Annotated in this window: 13 protein-coding genes; 7 read left to right on the plus strand and 6 right to left on the minus strand. The window is 42.9% G+C overall.

What is annotated here, in order from left to right; translation table 11 throughout:
• Window positions 1–7: 7 nt before the first annotated feature.
• The gene (locus ACS8FA_RS21860; protein WP_439267199.1) at window positions 8–976 is read right to left on the minus strand and encodes a WG repeat-containing protein; all 969 of its coding nucleotides are present in this window, start codon (window positions 974–976) and stop codon (window positions 8–10) included.
• Window positions 977–1222: 246 nt separating this feature from the next.
• On the opposite strand from ACS8FA_RS21860, the gene cysG reads away from it, so the two are divergent.
• The 3 genes from cysG (at window position 1223) to ACS8FA_RS21875 (ending at window position 8602) form a co-directional block, all read left to right on the plus strand.
• Window positions 1223–2863, plus strand: coding sequence for a siroheme synthase CysG (cysG, locus tag ACS8FA_RS21865; protein ID WP_439267201.1), 1641 nt, complete (start codon window positions 1223–1225; stop codon window positions 2861–2863).
• A 136-nt stretch (window positions 2864–2999) separates the two neighbouring features.
• The gene (locus ACS8FA_RS21870) at window positions 3000–4622 is read left to right on the plus strand and encodes an exonuclease SbcCD subunit D C-terminal domain-containing protein (protein ID WP_439267202.1); all 1623 of its coding nucleotides are present in this window, start codon (window positions 3000–3002) and stop codon (window positions 4620–4622) included.
• 89 nt (window positions 4623–4711) lie between these two features.
• Entirely contained in the window at window positions 4712–8602 is a 3891-nt protein-coding gene (locus ACS8FA_RS21875) for an AAA family ATPase (protein WP_439267204.1), read from the plus strand.
• A 116-nt stretch (window positions 8603–8718) separates the two neighbouring features.
• Here the strand turns inward: ACS8FA_RS21875 and ACS8FA_RS21880 are convergent, their stop codons facing one another.
• Complete coding sequence (locus ACS8FA_RS21880; RefSeq protein WP_439267206.1) at window positions 8719–13566, minus strand: NAD-glutamate dehydrogenase; 4848 nt, start codon at window positions 13564–13566, stop codon at window positions 8719–8721.
• Window positions 13567–14024: 458 nt separating this feature from the next.
• Between ACS8FA_RS21880 and purD the strand changes: the two genes are divergently transcribed.
• Together purD and ACS8FA_RS21890 are read left to right on the plus strand one after the other, a co-directional pair.
• Window positions 14025–15335 carry a phosphoribosylamine--glycine ligase gene (gene purD / locus ACS8FA_RS21885; RefSeq protein WP_439267211.1) on the plus strand — a complete coding sequence of 437 codons (1311 nt, stop codon included), beginning with the start codon at window positions 14025–14027 and terminating at the stop codon, window positions 15333–15335.
• Between the two features lie 449 nt (window positions 15336–15784).
• Window positions 15785–17179, plus strand: a complete 1395-nt coding sequence (locus ACS8FA_RS21890) for an ABC1 kinase family protein (protein ID WP_201572515.1) — start codon at window positions 15785–15787, stop codon at window positions 17177–17179.
• Window positions 17180–17313: 134 nt separating this feature from the next.
• Here ACS8FA_RS21890 and ACS8FA_RS21895 read toward each other — a convergent pair whose 3' ends face one another.
• Window positions 17314–17988, minus strand: a complete 675-nt coding sequence (locus ACS8FA_RS21895) for a class I SAM-dependent methyltransferase (protein WP_439267208.1) — start codon at window positions 17986–17988, stop codon at window positions 17314–17316.
• A 189-nt stretch (window positions 17989–18177) separates the two neighbouring features.
• Between ACS8FA_RS21895 and ACS8FA_RS21900 the strand changes: the two genes are divergently transcribed.
• Complete coding sequence (locus ACS8FA_RS21900) at window positions 18178–18369, plus strand: DNA gyrase inhibitor YacG (protein ID WP_057760289.1); 192 nt, start codon at window positions 18178–18180, stop codon at window positions 18367–18369.
• 40 nt (window positions 18370–18409) lie between these two features.
• Window positions 18410–19591: an aspartate aminotransferase family protein gene (locus tag ACS8FA_RS21905; RefSeq protein WP_165596986.1), complete on the plus strand. Its 1182-nt coding sequence runs from the start codon at window positions 18410–18412 to the stop codon at window positions 19589–19591.
• A 113-nt stretch (window positions 19592–19704) separates the two neighbouring features.
• On the opposite strand, the gene ACS8FA_RS21910 is transcribed toward ACS8FA_RS21905, so the two are convergent.
• The 3 genes from ACS8FA_RS21910 to ACS8FA_RS21920 all read right to left on the minus strand — a co-directional run bounded on the left by ACS8FA_RS21910 (window position 19705) and on the right by ACS8FA_RS21920 (window position 24149).
• A complete protein-coding gene (locus tag ACS8FA_RS21910; protein ID WP_057760292.1) occupies window positions 19705–20604 on the minus strand; it encodes a LysR family transcriptional regulator in 900 nt (299 codons plus the stop codon).
• A gap of 233 nt (window positions 20605–20837) precedes the next feature.
• Window positions 20838–22817: a DNA polymerase III subunit gamma/tau gene (dnaX, locus tag ACS8FA_RS21915; RefSeq protein ID WP_522901994.1), complete on the minus strand. Its 1980-nt coding sequence runs from the start codon at window positions 22815–22817 to the stop codon at window positions 20838–20840.
• 69 nt (window positions 22818–22886) lie between these two features.
• Entirely contained in the window at window positions 22887–24149 is a 1263-nt protein-coding gene (locus ACS8FA_RS21920) for a hypothetical protein (RefSeq protein ID WP_439265391.1), read from the minus strand.
• Window positions 24150–24210 lie beyond the last annotated feature (61 nt).

Consider the following 24210-nt stretch of genomic DNA (forward strand, 5'->3'; position numbering starts at 1 on the left):
ATTGGACTTAAAACTTTTTTTCTACACGTTTACCTTGTCTATTAATATAGAACCATTCACCATCTTTTTTGACATAGGCGGTACCATCTTTAAAAGGATCAGTAAATGGAATGTCATCATAGTCTAATTCAATTGCTACATCACCATTTTTGTCAATAAATCCATGCTTACCGTTATCATAGACAAGTGCTAATCCGTTAATGAAGGGGAAGACCATTGCATAGTCTAGCTCTTTGACTACTTGATTCGACCTATTAATGATCATAAACTTATCATCATTATTAACGACGGCTAAACCACCTGAAAACCAAGTCACACTATAATATTCAATGGGTATCACGATATTATTTAGCCTATCTATAAATCCGAACTTTTCATTTTTTTCAACCGCTGCTAGGCCTTCTGTAAAGGAAATAGTAGAATCATATTCATAAGGAATAACTAACTTATTATTAATATCAATGTATCCATACTTCCCTTCGTTCTCAACTGCAGATAAACCCTCATTAAAACCCATTAAATCATCGTACATTATCGGAATAATTATCTGTCCCTGTTTATCAATGACTCCTCTTCTATTATCTACCACAACCACAGCTAAACCATCTTCAAATGGATAAGTAAGGCTGTATTTGAGAGGTATAACAACTTCACCCTGCATATTAATGTATCCGGATAAGTTGTCCTTATGAACACTTGCTAGACCTTCTACAAAAGCAATTGGAAAGTCATACTGTGTTGGTATTTTTATCACACCTTGCTTATCGATGAATCCATACTTACTACCTTTTATTACGGGCGCGAGTTCACCATCAAACTCACAGTGTTCATCAAATACAACCCCATTTGGTAACTTATAACCTTCAGCCAACGCGCATTCTGCTAGTACATCTGAACTAACTAGCAACCCTAAAATCAGTCCGAAAAAGACAGTACTTGATTTTTTTAGTCTATTAAACGTATTGTTTTGACTCATTATGATGCCTTCATAATTGTTCTGAATTAAAAAATATAAAATTATGCCCTTCTAAACCTCTAGTACGCCTATCATATCTCATAAAATCTATTCCCTTTCTCACAAAAAACCATCATTAACATGACAAAAACGAATATACTAATGCCAATTCACTAGGTGAGAGTGTGCCTGTGATACCTCATAATGGCGACATTCCTTATATCTTTTCTACCTTTTATAATAAACAATTAAATATATGGTGACATTATGAACACCTTCCCGCTATTTTTTAAATTAGAAGACCGTAAAGTGCTTATCGTGGGCGGCGGCGAAGTGGCACTGCGTAAAGCGGACTTGCTCAGCCGTGCAGGCGCCTGTATCACTATACTTGCACCCGATATCAGCCACGAGCTACAAGCCTTACTCACTGACAGCAAACATGAATTTATCTATGAGAACTATAATAAAACCTATATGTCAGGCGCACGGGTAATCATTGCCGCGACTGACGATGAGACGCTGAACCACCAAATTCATGCAGATGCGACTGAGCTAAACATTCCAGTCAATGTGGTCGATACCCCGCATTTATGTGACTTTATCTTTCCAGCCATTATCGATCGCAATCCCATTGTGATTGGTATCTCATCAAATGGTAAAGCGCCAGTATTGGCACGTCTATTACGGGCACGCCTTGAGACATTAATCCCGCAAGGCTATGGAAAATTAGCCAAGCTGGCAGGTGAATTCCGCAGTGAGGTAAAAGCCAAGATACCAACGCTTACTGGCCGTCGTCAGTTTTGGGAGCGCGCATTTGAAGGCCAAGTCAGTCAGCTAATGTTCGCCGGTAATGAAACTGAAGCGACTGCACAACTGCAAGCTGATTTGGATAGTACTGCCGCTGCTATCAGTAAGAAAAGCGACGATGTAAATGCGGTAAAAGAGTCAGACATGATTACTGCTACTCTATCTGATGAGTCAGAAAAAAGCTTACCAGCCGTTGGTGAAGTCTACATTGTGGGCGCAGGCCCTGGTGACCCAGAGCTGTTGACCTTTAAAGCACTGCGTCTAATGCAACAAGCAGATGTGGTGTTTTATGATGCTTTAGTCTCACCGCAGGTCTTAGACTTATGCCGCCGTGATGCTGACAAAGTATTCGTCGGTAAAAAACGCAGCAATCATACAGTTGCGCAATTAGGCATCAATGAGCTGCTCGTCAATCATGCCAAACAAGGTCGCCGTGTGGTGCGCTTAAAAGGTGGCGATCCATTTATCTTTGGACGTGGCGGCGAAGAGATAGAGAGCCTACGAGCACATAATGTACCTTACCAAGTCGTACCAGGCATTACTGCTGCCAATGCCGCTGCTAGCTATGCAGGCATTCCTTTAACTCACCGTGACCATTCACAATCAGTGCGTTTTGTGACGGGATTTTTGAAGGCTGGTGCACCCAACAGTAATTTTGAGAACTTTTTAAATACTGATGAGACAGTCGTATTTTACATGGGTCTGCACTCGCTGGCACGTTTGACTGAAGGCTTGGTTGACGCTGGTCGTAGTAGCAAAACGCCGATTGCTATCGTCTCTAATGCGAGTATGCCCAATCAGCAGGTATTGACAGGTACGCTTGCAACGATTGTTGCCAAACAAGAACAAGCACAATTGCCAACGCCTGCCCTCCTAATTATGGGCGACGTGGTCAGCTTGCATCATGATTTGGCTTGGTATAATTTACAAAATCAGCAGCACAGTCAAAATAGCGATGATATAGCTAAAAATTGGTTGCGTGAAGGGTCAAGAGGTGAAGCAGTAAAACAACCAATAGACCAACAAGCGCACGCCCTATCGATGGTCGCAAATCTTGCAACACAGCAAGGAGATGGTCTGGAGCAATTGATTGTTGACTAGCGCTTACTGCTAACCTGCAATAAGAATAAAACCCTACCAGTATATTATTGGTAGGGTTTTCTTTTGGCAACAGCGCAAATCTCAACGATTCTTGCTAGAATGAAGACTTTCTACTGCTCATACTTATAGTCTACTTATGCCCATATCTGATGCTAGCTTGCCTTCTTCTTTAACCACGCAAATGAAACCTTTGACCATATTGCATACCTCAGACTGGCACTTGGGGCGACGTCTGTATGGGCGTCTTCGTTATGAAGAGTTTGAGTCCTTCCTGCATTGGCTACAAGACACCATCAGCGCGCAAAAAGTAGATATATTGATTGTTGCGGGTGATATCTTCGACACCATGACCCCAAGCAATAAAGCCCAAGCGTTGTATTATGAGTTTTTGGGTAAGGTCTCGCGCTCCTGCTGTCAGCATGTGGTTATTGTCGCAGGCAATCACGATTCACCAACATTTTTAGACGCGCCAAGCAATGTGCTTAAATTTTTGAACGTACATGTAATTGGCACGGCTTGTGATGATTTGAATGATGAAGTATTAGTCTTGGGTGATGACGACAACAACCCCCATTGTATTATTGCCGCTGTGCCCTATCTGCGCGATCGGGATGTGCGTAGCAGTAGCGCTGGCGAGTCCGCGGATAGCAAAGACGCCAATGTTATCGCTGGTATTTGCGCGCATTATGACAATGTCGCAGACATTGCGAAGGCTGAGCAAGCCGACTTAATCAAAACGCATCAGCGATATATTCCTATCATCGCGACAGGACATCTATTCGCGTCTGGTGGCAAAACAACCGAGGATGATGGTGTACGCGAGCTATATGTCGGATCACTAGGTAAAATATCCGCCGATATGTTCAATGATGGTTTCGATTACGTGGCACTTGGGCATTTGCACGTGCCGCAGCGTGTTGGCGGTCGTGAGAGTATTCGCTATTCAGGCTCACCCATCGCGATGGGTTTTGGAGAGGCCAAACAGCAAAAGCAAGTATTGCTGGTACAGTTTGGTGCTGCAGAGCATTTTAATAACGACATTTTAGGGTTAAACGTCGCACCTGATAGTATTACTCCTCATGCTATCGATACAGCTGCTGACATTGAAGTCGCCCAAGTGAAAAAATCAGTAGATAAATTAGCAGAAAAAACCGCTAAAAAAGTGTCTAGTCAGGAACTGCCTTTCATGGATGACTTGTTTGGCTTTGATGAGCCATTAGAAGATGAGGAAGTTAAAAAATCTACTGTCGTAGAAAATACTCCTATTCAGCCTGAGCAATATAAAAGCATTCGAGAAACTTCTACTGACGCCGTGAATAGCAATAAAATTCTACATCGCGATGACGCTAATCAGATGCAAGTAGTATCCCTACCCATTCCAAAGTTCCAACAATTGGCGCAAATATCTGGTGACCTAACCACAATTGAACAAACCATTCAAGCGCTTACACAATCGGACTCTATTTGGCTAGAGATTGTCTATACAGGTGACGAAATCGTCAGTGATTTGCGTGAGCAAGTGCAAGCAATGGTAGAAGGGTTGCCATGTGAAGTGCTTAAGATAAAAAACACTCGTACTTATAATAAAGTGCTCAATCAGCAGCAAACATCTGAGAACTTGCAGGACTTAAATGAGATGGAAGTGTTTGAGCGCTGCTTGACGATAAATGATGTGGCTGATTCTCAAAAAGACTTATTGCGCGATGCCTATGGTCAGATACTTTATAACTTACGTCATGAAGACAAACAGGCAGAATAATAAAAGCGGCATATCATGACCACACTTCCTTATTTTTCTAAATTTTTCGCAGTTGCGGCTATTACTAATACTAAGACTAAGACTTATCCATGCGCCTAATCGAACTCAGACTAAAAAACCTCAACTCCCTAAAAGGTGAATGGCATATTGATTTTGCTGATACTGCCTTTACCAATGAAGGCATCTTTGCTATCACTGGGCAAACAGGTGCTGGCAAGACCACCATATTGGATGCTATTTGCTTAGCGCTATATGGTGAGACGCCAAGGATTAATAGTATCAGTAAGAGCAGTAATGAGGTGATGACGCGGCAGACGGCAGAGTGTTTCGCTGAAGTAGTGATTGATTTGAATGGTGATCAGTATCGCTGCCGCTGGGGACAGCGCCGTGCTTACAACAAAGCAGATGGCAATCTGCAAGATGCGACTCATGAAATTGCTAAGATAAACGTTGGTGACTCGTCAAAAGAGGATGCGCTGTTAGAGAGCACCTTAAAACATACCAAAAATAAGATCATTGAACTGACTCGGATGGATTTTCAGCAGTTCACTCGCTCTATATTGCTGGCTCAGGGTAGCTTTTCAGCATTTCTAAAGGCAAAGGCTGATGAACGCGCAGATATTTTAGAGAAAATCACTGGCACTGATATTTACGCTACCATCTCAACACAGGTTCATGATAAGAAACGTACCGAGGAAGAAATTCTTAATAAGCTGCAATACGGTTTAGACGGGTTGATGCTTTTAAATACCGATGAAGAAAGTCAGTTAAAATCGGACTTGCAGTCATATCAAAGTGCTCAAAGTGAACAGCAGCAGACCATTCAAGATTTGGCCGAAAAGATAAAGTGGCTAGATAGCGTCACAGAATCAAAAGAAAAACTGAATACTTATCAAAATGATCTAGCGCAGGCTCAGCAGGCTCAGCAAGACTTCATCCCTAGTGCCAAACGCTTAATCGCTGCTAATAAAGCGTTGGAGATTGATAGTCAGTTTGGTGAGTTATCATCTACCCGCAAGCACGTTAACGAATTAAGCCGAGAAAAAGCGCAGCTCGAATATGACTTACCTAAGCAGCAAGCACTCACAAAAAGCGCTCGCACACAGCTAGAGAAGCAACTAACACAGCGTCAAGATGCAGAAAACACAATGCAAATTGCACGGCCTAAAATTCAGAAAGCACGTGACCTCGACAACGAGATTGACCAGCAACGTCGCGCTTTAAACGATACACGTGTCAGACATGACACACTTCAGGCAGACGCTGAGCAACTGCTTGAAAATATTGCCGCGCAAAAAAGCATTGCCATAGATAAAGAAAACCAAAGCGCGCAATTGACCGAAAAACTTACCGGTACGGATAATTTAAGCTATTTAGACGGCGATATTGCCATTTTTGATGAAAAGTGCAGTCGCCTAAAAGCGGTAATATATCAAAATTCAGTGCTTTCGCAAGACAAGATACGCCAAACACGTGAATTAGAAGAATACAAAACCGCATTGGTAGTACAACAGCAACGCCAACAAGCACAAAGTGATAAAAATGAAGTCACCCAAAAGCAATTAATCGCACTAAAAAAAGCACAAAGCGAGCTGATTCAAGCGCAATCGGTCACACAGATGCGTGAGACACAAGAGCAGATAGACAGCACTAGCCAGCAGCTCGATCAGCTGCGCTTTCATGACCAGCAGCGCCGTGACCTTAACGCACAAGTGATACAAATCACCAGTCACATCGAGCAGCTAGAGAGTGAAATCAATGGCTATGAAAAGTTGATTACAACGAAAAAAGCAAGCCTCAAAAGTACGCAAGAAAAGCACCAAGACAAATTGAATCAGCTACAACTACAACAAAAGGTTGCGGCGCTAGAGAACTATATTGCCGATTTACAAGACGGTACACCTTGTCCTCTATGCGGTGCGCTTGAGCACCCTTACGCTCAAAATCACCCGCACCTTTTACCCGATGACGAAAACTCCCAATTAGCGCAGTATATTAGTGTTTTAGATGAACAAATTACCGAGCTGAATAAAAGCATCACTGCCCAGCAGATTGAGCAGGCAAGTAAACAAAGTACGCTTGCGAGTAAAAAAAATCAGCAAGCCGAACTCACTGCGCAAATACAGCAGCATGATACCGCCATAACAGAACTGCTGTATGTCATCAGCCAGCAGATGAATGATGAAAACTTAGCTAACAGTACTATTGCCAACTTGATACAACCGTTACTGGCGTTGGGTAGTGATAACGATATCGTGCCAGTGCTTACCGCCAGCAAAAACAAATTAGCGACATATAAAGACCGTATCAAAGATTCGTTAGCACTCTACGACAGACTTCTTGAAGATATGAGCCGTTTGCGTAAGACGCTAGAGACGGCGTCACAAGACCAGCAAGTACTAGCAAATGATATCACTGAGCAGAGATACAAAATCACCATTACCGAAAGTAATATAACGAGTATTGATAATAAAATCACAGAGAACTTTGCTGAACTACAAACGCTCATTACCGCCATTTTGCAGCGTATTGACCCTTATGCTGCCAGTAGCTATCCGACAGAGGCGCTGAGCACCTTGCAACATGCGCCCGTGAACCTACAGTTGTTATCGGCTAGCATTAAACAACAAAAAATTCTGAGCAATGCAGATTATGATAGTTATCTTGAAGAACTACGTCAGCAGCGCCGCGCCCTCGTACAGCTAAAAGACGCTTTCGCTGAAGATAAGGACAAACAGCAGACAATACAGACCGACCTTGAACGCATAAAAGCATATATTGAGAATAAAGAAGCACAGCTCAAAAAAGATACCGATTCGCTTAACAGTCTAATGCAAGCGAAGAATAAACAAATAGCTGCACTAACCCAGTTTCAAGACGAACGCGCAGAGGTTTTTGAGGCGGCCGACCTAGAAGCAGCTGATCGTACGCTTAGAGACACGCTAGAGCAAGCACAAGAGGCGCACAGTATTGCCCAACGACAACTGGATAAAGAGACGTATAATTTGCAACAACTCATAAAGCAGCAAGAAAACTTAGCCAATCGTATCGAAGCAGCTACGCAAACCTTAGAAACGCAACATACCGCATTTAATAACGCACTTGCCACCTCCAGCTTTGATGCGGAAGCAGAATTTTTGGCGGCGCGCCTGCCCATAGATGAGCGTAACGCACTTAGACAGCAGCAACAGCATATCGATTATGCCCTAAAGCAAGCGCAATCTTTATTGGATGCAACACAAAAAACACTTGCAGATAAACAAGCCAATCCGCTGACAGTAGACGATAGAGAAACGCTTACCCAACAGCAATCACAAGCCCAAGATGAATTTAACAAACGAATTGAGTCAATCGGTGCAATCAGTCAGCGTCTAAAGGACAATGAAGACAAAAAAACCACCCAACAGGCACAGCTTGATGCTATCACTGCTCAAAAGGACAAACTGCAAGTTTGGCAACAATTGCATAAATTGATTGGTTCATCTGATGGCAAAAAGTTCCGTACTTTTGCTCAAGGGCTAACCTTTGACCTTATGGTCACTCACGCCAATACGCAGCTGCAAAAAATGAGCGATCGCTATTTACTGGCTCGTGATGATAATAGTCCACTTGAGCTGAATGTCATTGATAATTATCAGGGCGGTGAAATTCGCAGCACTAAAAACCTCTCAGGCGGCGAAGGTTTTATCATTAGCCTAGCATTAGCACTAGGGCTATCACAGATGGCCAGCCAAAATATACGTGTGGATTCGCTATTTTTGGATGAAGGGTTTGGTACGTTGGATGAGGAATCTTTAGACATTGCACTTGATACGCTGACCAATCTACAGCAAGAAGGTAAATTAATCGGGGTGATATCCCATGTTCAGGCGCTAAAAGATCGCATTTTAACCCAAATAAAGGTCGAGAAGCTCTCGGGCGGATTTAGCCGAATTAGTGGCCAAGGGTGTCATAAAGTCGTCAGTGAAAAAGCATCATAAGTTAGGTTAATCACTGTACTACTTAATACATTCAATTAAACCATTTCGTTTAGACAATAAAAAACCACCGAACATGAAGAACGGTGGTTTTTTTATGAGACAGTTTCGGGTTGATATTACTTAGTAACTAAACCACTAAGCTCACTCATCAATACTGACAACGTTGAAAGACCGATTTGACCTTCTTCATCGTTGCTATGTAGCTCATCCAACTTATTCATCTCTGTGGTGACTGCTGCAAGCTGATCGACGTGTCTTGCTCTCCATTCACTAAATGCTTGCTTAGCATCTGGTTTGGACAGTACCGCATCCATCAATAAGCGCAAGCTGCGTGACAACTCGTTCACTAACGCATGGCGTGCACGGCGATCCCAATAATCTTGCTGTGGTAGGTTCGCAATATTTTCCATCATCCAGTCTAACTGTAATACTTGATAGGCTTCAAAGTATAAAGTTGCAATCTCATCAACAGGACGCTCGTATTGCTCAGCAAGCAATGCAGCATCGAGCGCATCGACATGGTACGGTAGCATCGCAAATAGCGTAGCATCATTATCAGACAGCTCTTTTTGCATCAAGCGTTTGGTATCTTCTTGCAGATATTGGGCAAACTGCTGCTCGATAAAGCCACTTGGCTTGGTCAGTTTTTCTACACTTTCACTAAAGCGGCTAATCATATCAGCGACTTGCAAGTTTTGACCAAAGGCGTTGATAAACCAGACCACACCGCGCTCAAGTGAATCACGTAGACGTAGCTCAAGGTTCAGCAGTAATGTGGCCTCAACTTGATTGTCTAATGCTTCAAGTGCTTTCCAAGCACGCGATACGTTGAATACATCACGGCTAATCGCATAACCACGTACGATAGTGGCTAGTGATTGATCGGTTTCCTCAAAAAGACGGAATAGCGCTTCAATACCTAAACGGTTGACCACACTGTTGGTCAAGTAAGTACTGATAATCTCGCGATGCAAACGATGCTCAGTCATCTCGTCAAAGAAGCGTGACGCAAGCTCATCTGGGAAGTACTTACGAAGCTCATTGATAAAGTACGGATAATCTGGTAAATCAGATAAGAGTAGATTGTCATAAACCCACATTTTACCATAAGCCAAGACCACTGCCAGTTCAGGATTGGTCAGACCAGTATCCGCTTTTTGGCGCTTCGCAATCTCTTCATCTGATGGTAGATACTCAATCGCACGATCCAGACGCCCTTCACTCTCTAGCATCTGAATAAAGCGCTGATGATCACTCAGGTTAGCTGCTGCACGGATATGGCTCAGCTCAATCGCTTGTGGTTGCAAGTAGTTTTGACGCAGTACCAATTCTGCTACGGTGTCAGTCATACTCTCAAGCAGCTCATTACGTTGCTTCAGTGTCATATCGCCTTGCTCGACCACTTTGCCAAGTAGGATTTTGATATTGACTTCATGGTCCGAGCAGTTCACACCGCCTGAGTTGTCGATTGCATCTGTATAGATACGTCCGCCCGTTTGAGCGTACTCGATACGACCTTGCTGGGTTAGACCTAAGTTACCACCTTCACCAACGACGGCTGCACGTAGCTCATTACCATCGATACGCAGCGAATCATTTGCACGGTCGCCCACATCAGCATGCGTTTCGTTTGCACTTTTGACATAAGTACCGATACCACCATTCCAGATAAGATCGACAGGTGCACGTAGTAACGCACTGATCAAATCATTCGGTGCAAGGCTGTCTTCACTGATATCGAAGAGCGACTTCATCTCAGGACTGATAGCGATGGTTTTGTCTTGGCGCGAGAAGATACCACCACCTTGACTAATCAATGATGCTTCATAATCTGCCCATGAGGAGCGTGGTAGCTCAAACAAGCGTGCGCGCTCAGCGTACGAGGCTGCCGTATCTGGATTAGGATCAATAAAGATATGCAAATGGTTAAAGGCAGCAACGAGCTTAGTATGCGTTGATAGCAGCATACCATTACCGAACACATCCCCACTCATGTCACCAATACCGACAACGGTAAAGTCATCACGGTTTTGGATGTCCATACCGCGCATACGGAAGTGACGTTTGACCGACTCCCAACCACCGCGAGCGGTGATACCCATTGCTTTATGGTCATAACCTACTGACCCACCTGATGCAAAGGCATCATCTAGCCAGAAGTTGTACTCTGCTGCTAGCGCGTTGGCTATATCAGAGAAAGTAGCTGTACCTTTGTCTGCTGCGACAACCAAGTACGGGTCGTCCTCATCATGACGTACCGTGTTGGCTGGCGGGACGATGTTGCCATCTACAATATTGTCTGTGACATCAAGCATGCCGCGTAAGAATGTCTGATAGCAAGCGATACCTTCTGCTTGGAACGCCTCACGACCATCAGCCATGCTCTTGGTTTTTACAATAAATCCGCCTTTAGAGCCTACAGGGACGATTACTGCGTTTTTGACCATCTGTGCTTTGACAAGGCCAAGTACTTCAGTACGGAAATCTTCCATACGATCTGACCAGCGCAGACCACCACGAGCGACTTTGCCGCCACGTAAATGTACAGCTTCGACGCGTGGTGAATACACAAATATCTCAAACATTGGCTTTGGTTTAGGCAAGTTTGGAATGTCTGCTGCCAAGAACTTAAATGACAGACGATCTTTGCGCTGACCATCACTATCGACTTGATAGAAGTTGGTACGTACCATCGCATTGATCAAATCTAAGTACCAGCGCAAGATACGATCTTCATCCAGGCTATCCACATCTGCTAACGCAGCGGTGATTTGCTCTTGAATGGTAGCAGCCTTTTCTTGACGTTCTTCTTCGCTATACTTAGGATTCATACGTGCGTCAAACAAACTACCTAACGCGACACTGATATCACTGTTTTTGACCACAGTTTGCTGAATATAAGCACTAGAGAATGGCGCACGTGCTTGCAGCATATAGCGAGACAATGCACGCAATACGACGACATCATAAGTATCGAGCTTAGTCGTTAATACCAATTCATTAAATGAATCGCTTTCAACACGACCTGCCCAGATTTGTTTTAGGCTGTCTTCGAACTGACCACGTACTACTTGCATATTGACCGTATCGACATGCTCTAGGGTCAGTTCATACTCTTGCATCCAGATAGGCTGCTCTGGCAAGTCAAACTCATAAGTCTGTGCTGAGATAACTGACACACCAAAGTTTTCAAGTATTGGTAATACTTTTGACAAGATAACCGGCTGCTCGCGACCGTATAGCTTTAGGTGGAGCTGGTTACGTGCATCGCCTGTCGACTGGTATAAGTGCCAAAGCATTGGTTGCTCTGCGGTCAGTCCTGCCAGACGCTTCGTGTCTTCGACTGCGGTACGAGCATCAAAACGCTCTTGGTAGGCAGCAGGAATATAGTTTAAGAAGCGACGATTTAAAGCATTGGCTTGTTGTTCGCCCACATTGTCGAGTAGCATTTTTTGATAATTATCATCCCATGATTGCATGAGTGCTGATAATTTGGCTTCAAGTGTAGCGATATTGACGTCATTTACTTGGCCAGGCACGGTACGTACGTGGACATGCACACGAGCATGCGCAGATTCGTTAAACTCAGTGGTAAACCCTGAAGACATACCGTTATAGGCATCTTTTAGGACGTTTTGTACTTTGATACGTAGCTCGGTATTGAACTTATCACGCGGGATATAGACCAAGCACGAAACAAAACGCTGATAATGGTCGATACGGCTAAATAGACGTAAGCTCTTTTTGTCTTGTAGTTGAGTAATGCCCGAAACAATTGGATATAGCTCTTCGACGCTGGCTTGGAACAAATCATCACGCGGTAAGGTGTTAATCACATGCATCATCTTGTGATGGGCATGACCGTCACGTGGCAAGTCTGCCATCGCCATAATCTTATTGGCTTTTTCTCGCAATAGCGGTATTTGCTGTACAGTCAGCTGATAGGCTTGTGACGTAAGCAAACCGATAAAGCGGTATTCACCAATTAGGTTGCCGTTATCATCGAACTTATGAATGCCCAAAAAGTCCATATATACCGAGCGATGTACAGGTGACACACGGCTTGATTTAGACAGCATTAACACGCGTGGCTCAGTCAATAATTGCTTTAAGCCTCTAGGCAACTGGCTAAAGCTTTCTGATAGCTTGTCTTTTTCAGAACCACGTAATAGCCCAAGTCCACTGTTACCAATCGCAAATAAATCCAAATCGGTCGGCTCAGAAGTCATTTCGATAGACTGACCACCTTCTAAGCGGTATTCACGATATCCTAAGAATATAAAGTGATCGTCTAAGATCCAATCTAAAAATGCTTGGATTTCTTGTTGTGAGTAGAACACTTCTGGTAGCGGCTTAGTCGAAAGCTCAGTTTTGATGTCGTTTAACTGCGCACGCATCTGTTTCCAGTCGCCAACGACCGTATCAAGCGTGTCAATTTTTGACATCAGCATTTTTTGCAGTGCTTCCAAGTCTTCGTTGTCTTGGTAAGCAATTTCACAATGAATCAATGACATATGTGAAGTGGCACTTTCATGTGCGCCTTCGATATGGGTGATATCACCATTGTCATCACGCTCAACACTGATAATGATGTTGTAAGTACGATGAACATCGATACCTTCAGCTTCTAGGCTCATCAAAATCGTATCAACTAAGAATGGTCTATCATAAGCTGCGATTTGAATGACAGTGTGCGAGCTGTGAAAGTGCTGCTCTTCTGCTGCTGGGTTTAGTACTGTCAGCTGCGGCTTGCTGCCGTTGTAAGCTTTGAGTAGTGTAAAGTGATGTAGCGCCATGCCCGCCAGGTCAGCATTACTAATCGCCTCTGCCGTTTCTTGATGCAGCGGCTGATAATAGCTATGAATAAAATGATCAAATAGTGATTTGTCTTTTTGTACATAACTGGTAGCAATATCGCTTATCTGGCTAATGCGCTCTTTTGCGATACTGAGGGAATTTGGCATTTCCTGCGTCCTTTTTTTATAGATTTGGTTTAACATTTATTTATTTAAGTTTATCGATTTAGATTGACTACTGTTACTGCATATTCATCATTGGTGCAACGGTGCAGTATTTCCATTCACGCGACTTATTTTATTTTTATAACAGTTAGAAACTTTCTCCTTTTTTGCTCTTATTTTTTAGTAATATGTAGCCATCAGAATTTAATACTACCAATATAGTGAAGTGTAACGCACATAAGGCGCGAGCTAAAGTGTACAACATCATTTCATGAATCAGCGATGTGTCGATAACCTTTACTAATGAGACAACGCGGTTTTAGACATCGATATGGATGATTCGGTGCTGGCAGGCGGATACTCATGGTAATTGAAGGCGTTTTTTTGTTAGAATATGCCAACATATTTAAGAGCGTACGACTCGCTCACTATTAACTTTAATGCTAAGGGCAAAAGGTATGATGAATATTTTGGTGGTTGGCTCAGGTGGTCGCGAACACGCATTGGCATGGCAATGTGCAAAAGATGACAATGTAAAAAATGTCTACATCGCTCCTGGCAATGCTGGCACCGCCCTTGAGCCTAAATGCCAAAACGTTACGCTAGAGTCTACCGACGCTGACGAGCATAGTGCTGTTATCGCCTTTTGTCAAAATAACGATATCGACATGGTAATTGTTGGTCCAGAAGCGCCTTTGGTTACGGGTATTGTTGATGCTTGTCGTGAAGCAGGTATCAAAGCATGGGGCCCAACAGCATACTGTGCACAGTTAGAAGGCTCAAAAACTTTTGCTAAAGAGTTCATGGAACAAAACAACATTCCAACCGCTGCTTATCAAGGTTTTACCGACGCAGTCGCTGCAAAAGCCTATGTCGATGAGCAAGGCGCGCCTATCGTTATCAAAGCAGATGGTCTTGCTGCAGGTAAAGGCGTCATCGTTGCTGAAACGATCGAACAAGCACATGAAGCTATCGACGATATGTTAGCGGATAATAAGTTTGGTGATGCTGGCAGCCGCGTGGTTATCGAGCAGTTCTTACAGGGTGAAGAAGCCAGCTTTATCTGTATGATTGATGGTGATAACATCTTGCCAATGGCAACCAGCCAAGATCACAAACGTGCTTTTGAAGGTGATACTGGTCCAAACACTGGCGGTATGGGTGCTTACTCCCCTGCTCCAGTTGTTACCAGCGATGTTCATAACAAAGTCATGCAGCAAGTGATTCAACCAGTAGTCGATGCCATGAAAAACGCAGGCCATCCTTATACTGGATTCTTATATGCTGGTCTTATGATTGATAAGGCAGGCGACCCGTATGTCATCGAGTTTAATTGCCGTTTTGGTGATCCAGAAACGCAGCCTATTTTAATGCGTTTACAGTCATCAATGGTCGATTTGGTCGCACAAGGTTTGGTAGGTCAATTACCTAGTGAAGCAAAATGGGATGCGCGCCCTGCTCTAGGTATCGTTGTCGCATCAAAAGGCTACCCTGAAACTTCATCTAAAGGTGATGTGATTGCTGGCTTGCCAGAACTAGATCCTAACAACGACGAAGCTGTTAAAGTTTTCCATGCTGGCACGGCATTTTCTAATGATAATGATAAAGAAGTCGTCACAAACGGCGGGCGCGTCTTATGTGTGACTGCGCTAGCAGATAGTATTTCTGATGCTCAGCAAGCAGCTTTAGCAGTCACCGCTGCTATTAGCTTCGATGGTGCGCAGTACCGCCGTGATATTGGTCATCATGCCATCACTCGCGAAAATGCTTAGCAGCTAAGGCATCCTAAGAGACATATTGAGTAACGTCTTGGGCAACATTTTAGATAATGCGAAGGTTTCGCTCAATATGTTTGATTAATAGTATTTCTGTATTTTATAGCTCTACATCACTATTTGACCTAGCATCATGCTAGGTCTTATTTTTTAGTATCTTTTTAATACTAATCTATTGGTTATAAATAGATTTTTCTAAGTTTTAATAACAAGTGACCTTGCTAAAAAATTCTAGCTATTTATCAATCATACTCAAACTAGTAAGCACCTATTTATCAATAGTTACCGCTAGATATTAGCTTACAAAGTAACTATCAATGGCCAGCTCAGGCTCATAAAACCAACGCGCTTTATATGATACAATTTTGTACCTGTGCATCACGTCTCCCTTGTATTGTAGGTTTCGAACCCGCAAATCAATACCAATTGGATGAATGATTATACTTATGGCAAATGATACGTCTAAACCTTTTAGCAACAAGCAATCAATCGATAGCCTAAAAACCTCAGGGTTTGATCGTCGTATGTCGATTGCAAAAACTTCTTTGAATATTGGTCGTCGTTGGGCGGGTAATAGCGTGTCTGGTATGTTCTTAAATAAAGAAGCACGTACTGCACGTAATCAGGCATTTATGGAAACTCAGGCAAATTATCTGGCATCAGAGTTAGGTAAATTGAAAGGTTCGGTCGTCAAGATTGGTCAAATGCTAGCGATTTATGGTGAGCATATACTGCCGCCAGAGATTACGCGTGCTTTGCAAACCCTTAATGATGACACGGCGACATTGACTTGGCCGACGATTGAGCAAACATTACGCCAGTTACTGGGCAACAAACTAAACGAGCTAGACATTGATCCTGTCCCCATCGGAACTGCTTCTCTTGCTCAAGTTCACCGTGCGACCGTACTCGCCACTGGCGAACAAGTTGTGTTAAAAATTCAGTATCCGGGTGTGGCAGACGCTATCAACTCTGACCTTGCCTTGTTCAAAAGATTGTTAAAAGTAAGTAATATCGTTCCCCAAACACGCGCACTCGACGCTTGGTTTGAGGAAATACGTGACCTACTCCATCACGAAGTCGATTATGAAGCGGAAGCGGCTACGACGGAGCGTTTTTACGAGCGTTTAATTGATGATCCGCGCTATATCGTGCCTAAGATTAATCGTACTTATTCTAAAAAACGCCTGCTATGTATGTCATACGAGCCTGGTATAACTGTAGTCTCAGAAGCATTACAATTATTACCTCATGAACGCCGAAATGCTATTGGTCAAGCAGCCATAGAAATCATGATGCAAGAGATTTTTGTATGGGGTGAGATGCAGACCGATCCCAACTTTGGTAATTACTTGGTGCGTGTGAGCGAAAACGAAGAAGATATCGATAGATTGGTTTTGCTAGATTTTGGAGCGATTCGTCAGTTTGATGGTAACTTATTAACGATTGCCCGTGGTCTACTACGCGCAGGATATCGCCATGATCAGCAAGCAATGAGCCTTGCTATGAAAGGATATGACTTTTTCGATAGCATGAGTAATAAAGTACGTTCAGATATTGCTTCGTTATTTTTGCTTGCTACCGAGCCTTTTAGTGACCCTGAGAAAAATGCTAATATCCCTAGTGAATGTTTGGATGAGCAGAATCGCTATATTTGGGCCAACAGTAAATTACATTCACGTCTATCTACTACGGCCACACGTGCAATGCAGTCCTTTGAATTTAATCTGCCACCAAAAGAATTCATGTTTATTAGCCGCAAGTTTATTGGTGCATATACTTTTTTGACTGTTTTAGATGCGCATACCAACTCTAACAGCCTCGTAAAACCTTATTTGTAAACCGTGCAAGTTTTGAGCCGTCCTTTAGTGACGGCTTTTTAATGTTTTAATTTTATTTGCTTAGGCTATTTTATATCTAATATTACTAACTTTACTGTGTATCACTGACATAAGCCTTATACTTACCTAGGCTATTATTTTTCGCTTATAGCACTTACTTGCCAATCGTCAAATCTTGTCTTATACCACTTTGGCTTACGAATACTTAGCTCCCAACACACCTCTTGTCGGGCAAGATATTTCACTTCGAAATGAGTGCGCTGACTGGTCGCTGGTACTCGAGAACGTGTTGATGGTAGACACCACACTTTAGTTGCTTGGTGTTCTGCATTGTCCATATAGGATTCAATATTGGTCACTAATATCACTTCTCCGCCCACCTGCAAGCGTGATAAGAGAAACTCAAAAAAAGGCATGTTCAGCCATTGCTGATTTGGATTGTGCTGTTCAGGATTGGGATAAAGAATGAAGATTTTAGCCAAGCTGTTTGGTTTGATTGCATGCACTGTCCATGCAGTCGCATCCGCATGAATCGCATCTAGGTTTGATAGATTTTGTAAAGTGGCTAATTTTGAGAATGCTTCAAATTTATTACGCGTGCGTTCAATGGCTATCAGATGCTTGTCAGGATTTTGTGCGGCAAAGCTAAGTGCATGCTTACCCTTCCCTGCCCCAATCTCTAGCATTAACGGTTTTTCATTTTTATTGTCATTAATAATATTTGGAATAATAAAGTCACGCGGTGCTGACAGTTTTTGTGGTTGAAAGGCACGCTCTTGCTGATGCGTGAGATCAATATTGTCGGTCATCTACTATCCTTAAAGCATTTGTCTTTTGTCATTATTCGGCCCCATGCTATTATATAGTCAATCCAATTGAATAGTAATACAGCGACAGCAAGTACGCCTCGTTTAGTCGTAATTTAAATGACGGATGCGTTTTCTGCTCGTGCCATATGCAACCAATACTAATAACATTTAGGACATTGCTCTTTTCTTATGACTGACTCTACTGCAAATACGCCCCCAAAGACCTACCCTTGCCCACGTTGCGGTACCCAGACGGCCTGGCAAGACAATAAATATAAGCCGTTTTGTAGCAGTCGCTGCAAGCTGATCGACTTAGGTGCTTGGGCAAACGAAGATTACACCTTACCTGCAGAAACCACGCCTTTTTCTGACGAGCTATAACCCACACTTTTACTCAATTATTATACCAAGGATGCTTTACATGTCTGCTACTTACCTGATGCCCACTTATAATCGTCAACCAATCAGCTTTACACGCGGTGCAGGCAGTTGGCTCTATACCAAAGATGACACGCCTTACTTAGATGCCTTAACTGGTATCGCGGTATGCGGCTTAGGACACTGTCATCCACAAGTCACTGACGCGATTCAGCAACAAGCAGGTACGTTAATTCATACGAGCAACTTGTTTGGCATTGATTGGCAAGAGCGTGCTGGAGAGATACTATGTACCGCCGCCCAAATGGACAGCGTGTTTTTTGCCAATAGCGGCGCCGAAGCCAATGAAGCTGCATTAAAACTGGCACGTTTATACGCGTACAAACAAGGTTTTAAACGTCCAAAAGTTATCGTAATGGAGCAATCGTTCCATGGTCGTACGTTATTATCTTTGTCAGCTACTGCAAATCCAAAAGCACGTGAAGGATTTTATACGCTAGATGAGGACTTTATTCGTGTGCCATTTGGCGATATCGCTGCCGTCAAACAAGCTGCTCAAGAACATGATGATATCTGCGCTATCTTTGTAGAGCCGATCCAAGGGGAAGGTGGCCTAAACACTGCAGCTAATGGCTTTACTTATCTTGAAGAGCTGCAAGCGGAATGTGACGCTCATAACTGGCTATTTATGCTGGATGAAGTACAAACAGGTAATGGCCGTACGGGTAGATATTTTGCTTATCAACACAGCAATGCTCGCCCTGATGTGTTGACGACAGCCAAAGGTCTAGGTAATGGTTTCCCAGTTGGTGCGTGCATGGTACGTGGCCGTGCCAATGGTCTGTTTGGCGCTGGTAGCCACGGCTCTACTTATGGTGGTACACCATTGGCCAGCCGTGTGGTACATAGCGTATATGACGTGCTAGCAAATAGTAATATCATGGAAAACGCAGTGACTGAGGGTTTATTCATTAGAGAAAGTATCGTTGATACATTTGGTCAACATGGCGTTAGCAGTCGCGGTGCAGGTATGATGATTGGTATCGCGCTACCTGAAGATATGGATTGTAACCAACTGGTAGATCGTGCCCGTGATGAGCAAAAGCTGATCATTAATGTGACGGGTGGTCATGTTGTACGTTTGCTGCCACCACTTAACATGAGCCGTGATGAAAGCACACAAGTTATTGAGCGTTTAATTAATTTATTAAAGCCATCATTTTAAAGCAGGCTTCAATATTAGTAATAGACAATAAAAAAGCCTATAGATGATTCATTATCTATAGGCTTTTTGCTAACTGCTAACTAAAAACGTTTCGTGCGTAGTGAGAACAACACTTAATTTGCATGGAAGTATTTTTTTAGTACTTCTAGACAACGAGTGATTTTGGCTGGCTGTTGGTCGCGATTTAAAGTGACCGCATATAGCACAAAGCTTGGTAACTGATAGCCAGTCAACACTTCTACCAGCTCACCACTCTCAAGCTCTTTTTTGACGTCCATTTCTAACATTCTAACCAAACCGTGACCTTCTTTAGCCAACGTCGTTGCCATGAATACGTTGTTGGTATAAATACGTGAGTTCATTTTGACACGCGTTTTTTTACCAGTTTCAGTCTGAATCATATCGATCTGATTGGCATCTTTCATGATCTCAATACAGATCAGTTGATGCTCAGCCAAATCTTTAGGCGTATTTAGCTTACTGTGCTGACGCAAATACTGAGGTGAAGCAACCAATAGTTGGCGTACATCGGTCAATGGATGACTGCTCAGACTAGAGTCATTAATCGATGGACTCATGCGAATAGCAATATCTATACGCTCATCAATCATATCAATATAATGATTGTCGGCTAGATAAGTGACACTAAGATCATCATGTGCCGCCATCCACGTAGAGAGTGCTGGCAGTATATGATTAACACCAAGCTCAGGAGTCGTCGATACACGCAAGCTACCTGCTAGCTCATCACGCAATTGATTAACTTTGATACGCCCTTGCTCTGCTGCACTGACGACATCTTTTGCCGCTTCGTAAAAGCTCTCACCAGCTTCTGTTAAGCTTAGCTTACGAGTTGAGCGATGTAGCAATACCACGCCAAGCTCGTTCTCTAACGAACGAATTTGCTGACTGACTGCACTGGTTGTAATACCTAGCTCACGTGCTGAGCCACTAAAAGAGCCATGTCCGACCACACTGGCGAACACAGCCATACCGCGTAAATTATCCAACATATTCTCACCTAAACGTCATTTCAGTTTTTAATATAACTTAACCATTATAACGACTTTACATTCATCTTATCGTTATCAAATGGTTCTCTCTTGTTTGATAAATATATTTTGACCCGTAATAAAAACAAAAATATCAAGGTGATATATTGCTATCACCTTGATATTTAATATAAAACTACGTTCAATATATAAATATACTTTTAGATATTTTGAGCAAACACTGCTCTAAAATCTTAATACAGCTGTACTTTACCCATTTTACCCTCACCACGTTCAGTTAAATACTGCATTACTGGTGTTTTTAGTAATTTCGTTTCAGCAACGGTTTTCGCTTGCTCTAAACGTTTTTTCTGTCGGCGCTCTGGGGTTTTATCTTCGGTCTGCATAATACTACTATCAATTTTCAAGTCAATGTCAGCTTGCGTAAATTGCTGTTGTAGCTTAGCTGCCAATTGCTGAAAAGTGACCTGCAAATGCTTACTATCAACACTGGTCAAAAACGTGGCTTTGCCATTGCATTGACCAGTCATTGTACCTTGTCGTGCCAGTGCTAGCTCATCTTGTGCCAATACCTCGCTTTCACGAGCAGTTTGCAACCAGTAGTCCCACTTTTCTGGGTTCCACTCGCCTGTCAGTTCTTGAGGTGGACAACGCAGCAATGTGCGTGGATCTTCATCAGAGTGTGCTGTTAACTGAGAATCATTTGCGCCAGGCTCAACAACTGGTTCAGGCTCAACAACTGGTTCAGGCTCAACAACTGGTTCAGGCTCAACAACTGGTTCAGGCTCAACAACTGGTTCAGGCTCAACAACTGGTTCAGGCTCAACAACTGGTTCAGGCTCAACAACTGGTTCAGGCTCAACAACTGGTTCAGGCTCAACAACTGGTTCAGGCTTAGCACTAGTCACTGACTGCGCTAAATTGTCATTATAATCAATACCGCTTTGCAGCTCATCGTGACTTGAAGTCTGATAGTCAACACTATAAAGCTCTGGCGGCGGTGCTGACGCTTCATTTGCAATAGCATCTGGAGCTGATGTCGAAGAAACTGGTTCTATAGCTGGTACTTTTGTAGCAGACCCATCACTATCATAAGTATTACTCAAGACTTCATCTACTGGCAATGGACGAAACGCCAGTAATCGTAAGGTGCACATCTCAAGCGCTTGCATCGGTGTACTTGCAAGCTTGACACCTTCACGGGCTTGTACAACAATCTCATAATACAGCTGCAAGACATCAGGGCTGATATGCTGAGCTAGCGTATAAATGTCTTTTGCTTGTGCCTCATTGACATTGAGAGCGACCTCAGGTAACAGCTGAGTCAACGCCAATTGATGTAATAGCTCAGCGAGCCCATCAAACATACTAGTCGCATCGACCATTTGCGCGCGCATTTGCTCAATATGAGCAGCAACCGCAGACTTATCATGATTATAAATATCTGTGATTAGACGCACTAAGTCAGCAGCATCAATAAGACCAAGCATTGCATTGACAGTAGCATCATCCAATGCGCCTTGGCCAAAAGCAATGGCTTGATCGGTCAATGATAGAGCATCACGTACAGAACCTTTGGCTGCACTTGCTAACTGCCAAATAGCTGGCTGAGTATAGCCTACCTGCTCTTTAGTCAAGATATTTGCCAAGTGCTCGCTAAGTAACGTTTGTGGTAATGGGCGTAGTACAAACTGCAAGCAGCGCGAAATAATCGTAATCGGTAACTTTTGTGGATCAGTCGTCGCTAATAAAAACTTCACATGCTCAGGTGGCTCTTCTAGCGTTTTAAGTAACGCGTTAAAGCTGTGCGTAGACAGCATATGTACTTCATCAATCAGATAGACCTTATAACGCCCTTGGCTTGGCGCATAAGGCACATTGTCTAACAGCTCACGCGTATCTTCGACCTTGGTACGAGAAGCGGCATCAATCTCAATAAGATCAATGAAACGCCCCTGATCAATAGCAACACAGTTATCACATACGCCGCAAGGGGTACTGGTAATACCTGTATCACAGTTCAAGCATTTAGATAAAATACGCGCAATCGTCGTCTTACCCACACCGCGTGTACCTGTAAACAGATAGGCGTGATGCAGACGATTGTAATCAATCGCATTAATCAACGCTTGAGACACATGCGTCTGCCCAATCAACTCATGAAAGTTTTTTGGTCGGTATTTGCGAGCTAAAACTTGATATTGCTGCGTCATAAGAAATGCCAATGTAAATAATACAAATATAAAGGAAGCGTCGGGTTAATGAATCATACTATGTTCAGATTATAACTGAGCTTGAAGTTGGGCCAGTCGGTCATATAAACGCTGAGTACTTTCATCAATCAATGAGCCTGCTTGATGAAATATATCTAGATAAACCTCAGTGTTTACACTGTCTTCACATGGCCGAAACTCTACGCCCAGTAAAAACAAATCGTCCATTACAGGCTCCTGTAACTGGACATTGGTATCTGACAATAAATCTTTATAAGAGAGCCGAACATTCTCTGCGCTCAGCGAACTGCTATCGTCTTGCGCATAAAACACCATGAGATAATGGCGTCCAAATACATGATAAGAATGCTCATGACGGACATAACCATTCCAGCGCGAGTCTTGATCCATGGTTCTATAAGCTAAGATTTTTTCTACTAGACACGCATAGGTATAGATTGACTCATCTACCAAAATATCAACCTGCTCATTTGGTAAAGGTCTACCCGCTTCATAATAACGCTCAAGAACACTGTTAAACAGCTTGAACCACATCCCAGTATTTTTTTGCATCTCAGCCATTAAGGCATCGGCATACACAGTCTGATTTGGCTCTACTGCTTTAAGTAAGCGTAATTCAACTTGCTCAATTAACTCGTTATCGATTAGCTGCTCTTGCACCCTAATCGCTCTTTGATGAAAGTCAGGTGATTGTAGAAACTGTTTAAGCAATGTTGATTCGTTTTGAAATGATGCAAAGCTAGACAGTTGACGACGATGGAAATCCAAAAAGGTTGTTAAATCACTTGGCGTCACTAACTGATTAAGGATATCAACGAAGTTTTGATGACTAAAGACTTGTAGGATACTTTGCTCATCATCCAAGTCTAAAACACAGTCTTCTGCAAAAAACCGACTGCCATATTCGTAGCCAACTGCATAAGATGAATGGCCCGATTGATCGTCTTGATGATTAATAGACAATGACGTTAAACCGATAAAATAAACCGCTTTATCAGTTGTCACGGTATTTCTATCTACAATTAGGCTATCGTTTTTTTGATAAATCTGAGCGTGGCGTTTGATAAGTTGGTTAACAACTTCTTTTCTCCACTCACGAACTCTAGGATTATCCACTTCTTGTCTATTCGCTTGCATCACAACCGTATTGACGAGCAGATAAATAGTAGCGCCAGAAAACTCAAAAACAAAATCATAACCCTGAAAATGATCAGAGTCAGTGATTTTGTCATCAGGCAACTCATACAATGATAAAAAACATTGCTGAATCATTTTTTGCCATGGCGCATGTGATGCTTGCTGAATATCCATAATACCTCTATAAACGATATTTCACAAAAAAGCTGATACCCATTCTGTGAAAATGAGCAAA

Origin of the sequence: Psychrobacter sp. 1Y1 (assembly GCF_051847395.2) — a bacterium.
GTDB lineage: Bacteria > Pseudomonadota > Gammaproteobacteria > Pseudomonadales > Moraxellaceae > Psychrobacter.

Excerpts from the sequence above, each read along its gene's own strand:
- ACS8FA_RS21860 (WP_439267199.1), bottom strand. The coding sequence starts at position 976 with ATGAGTCAAAACAATACGTTTAATAGACTAAAAAAATCAAGTACTGTC.
- cysG (WP_439267201.1), top strand. The coding sequence starts at position 1,223 with ATGAACACCTTCCCGCTATTTTTTAAATTAGAAGACCGTAAAGTGCTT.
- ACS8FA_RS21870 (WP_439267202.1), top strand. The coding sequence starts at position 3,000 with ATGCCCATATCTGATGCTAGCTTGCCTTCTTCTTTAACCACGCAAATG.
- ACS8FA_RS21875 (WP_439267204.1), top strand. The coding sequence starts at position 4,712 with ATGCGCCTAATCGAACTCAGACTAAAAAACCTCAACTCCCTAAAAGGT.
- ACS8FA_RS21880 (WP_439267206.1), bottom strand. The coding sequence starts at position 13,566 with ATGCCAAATTCCCTCAGTATCGCAAAAGAGCGCATTAGCCAGATAAGC.
- purD (WP_439267211.1), top strand. The coding sequence starts at position 14,025 with ATGAATATTTTGGTGGTTGGCTCAGGTGGTCGCGAACACGCATTGGCA.
- ACS8FA_RS21890 (WP_201572515.1), top strand. The coding sequence starts at position 15,785 with ATGGCAAATGATACGTCTAAACCTTTTAGCAACAAGCAATCAATCGAT.
- ACS8FA_RS21895 (WP_439267208.1), bottom strand. The coding sequence starts at position 17,988 with ATGACCGACAATATTGATCTCACGCATCAGCAAGAGCGTGCCTTTCAA.
- ACS8FA_RS21900 (WP_057760289.1), top strand. The coding sequence starts at position 18,178 with ATGACTGACTCTACTGCAAATACGCCCCCAAAGACCTACCCTTGCCCA.
- ACS8FA_RS21905 (WP_165596986.1), top strand. The coding sequence starts at position 18,410 with ATGTCTGCTACTTACCTGATGCCCACTTATAATCGTCAACCAATCAGC.
- ACS8FA_RS21910 (WP_057760292.1), bottom strand. The coding sequence starts at position 20,604 with ATGTTGGATAATTTACGCGGTATGGCTGTGTTCGCCAGTGTGGTCGGA.
- dnaX (WP_522901994.1), bottom strand. The coding sequence starts at position 22,817 with ATGACGCAGCAATATCAAGTTTTAGCTCGCAAATACCGACCAAAAAAC.
- ACS8FA_RS21920 (WP_439265391.1), bottom strand. The coding sequence starts at position 24,149 with ATGGATATTCAGCAAGCATCACATGCGCCATGGCAAAAAATGATTCAG.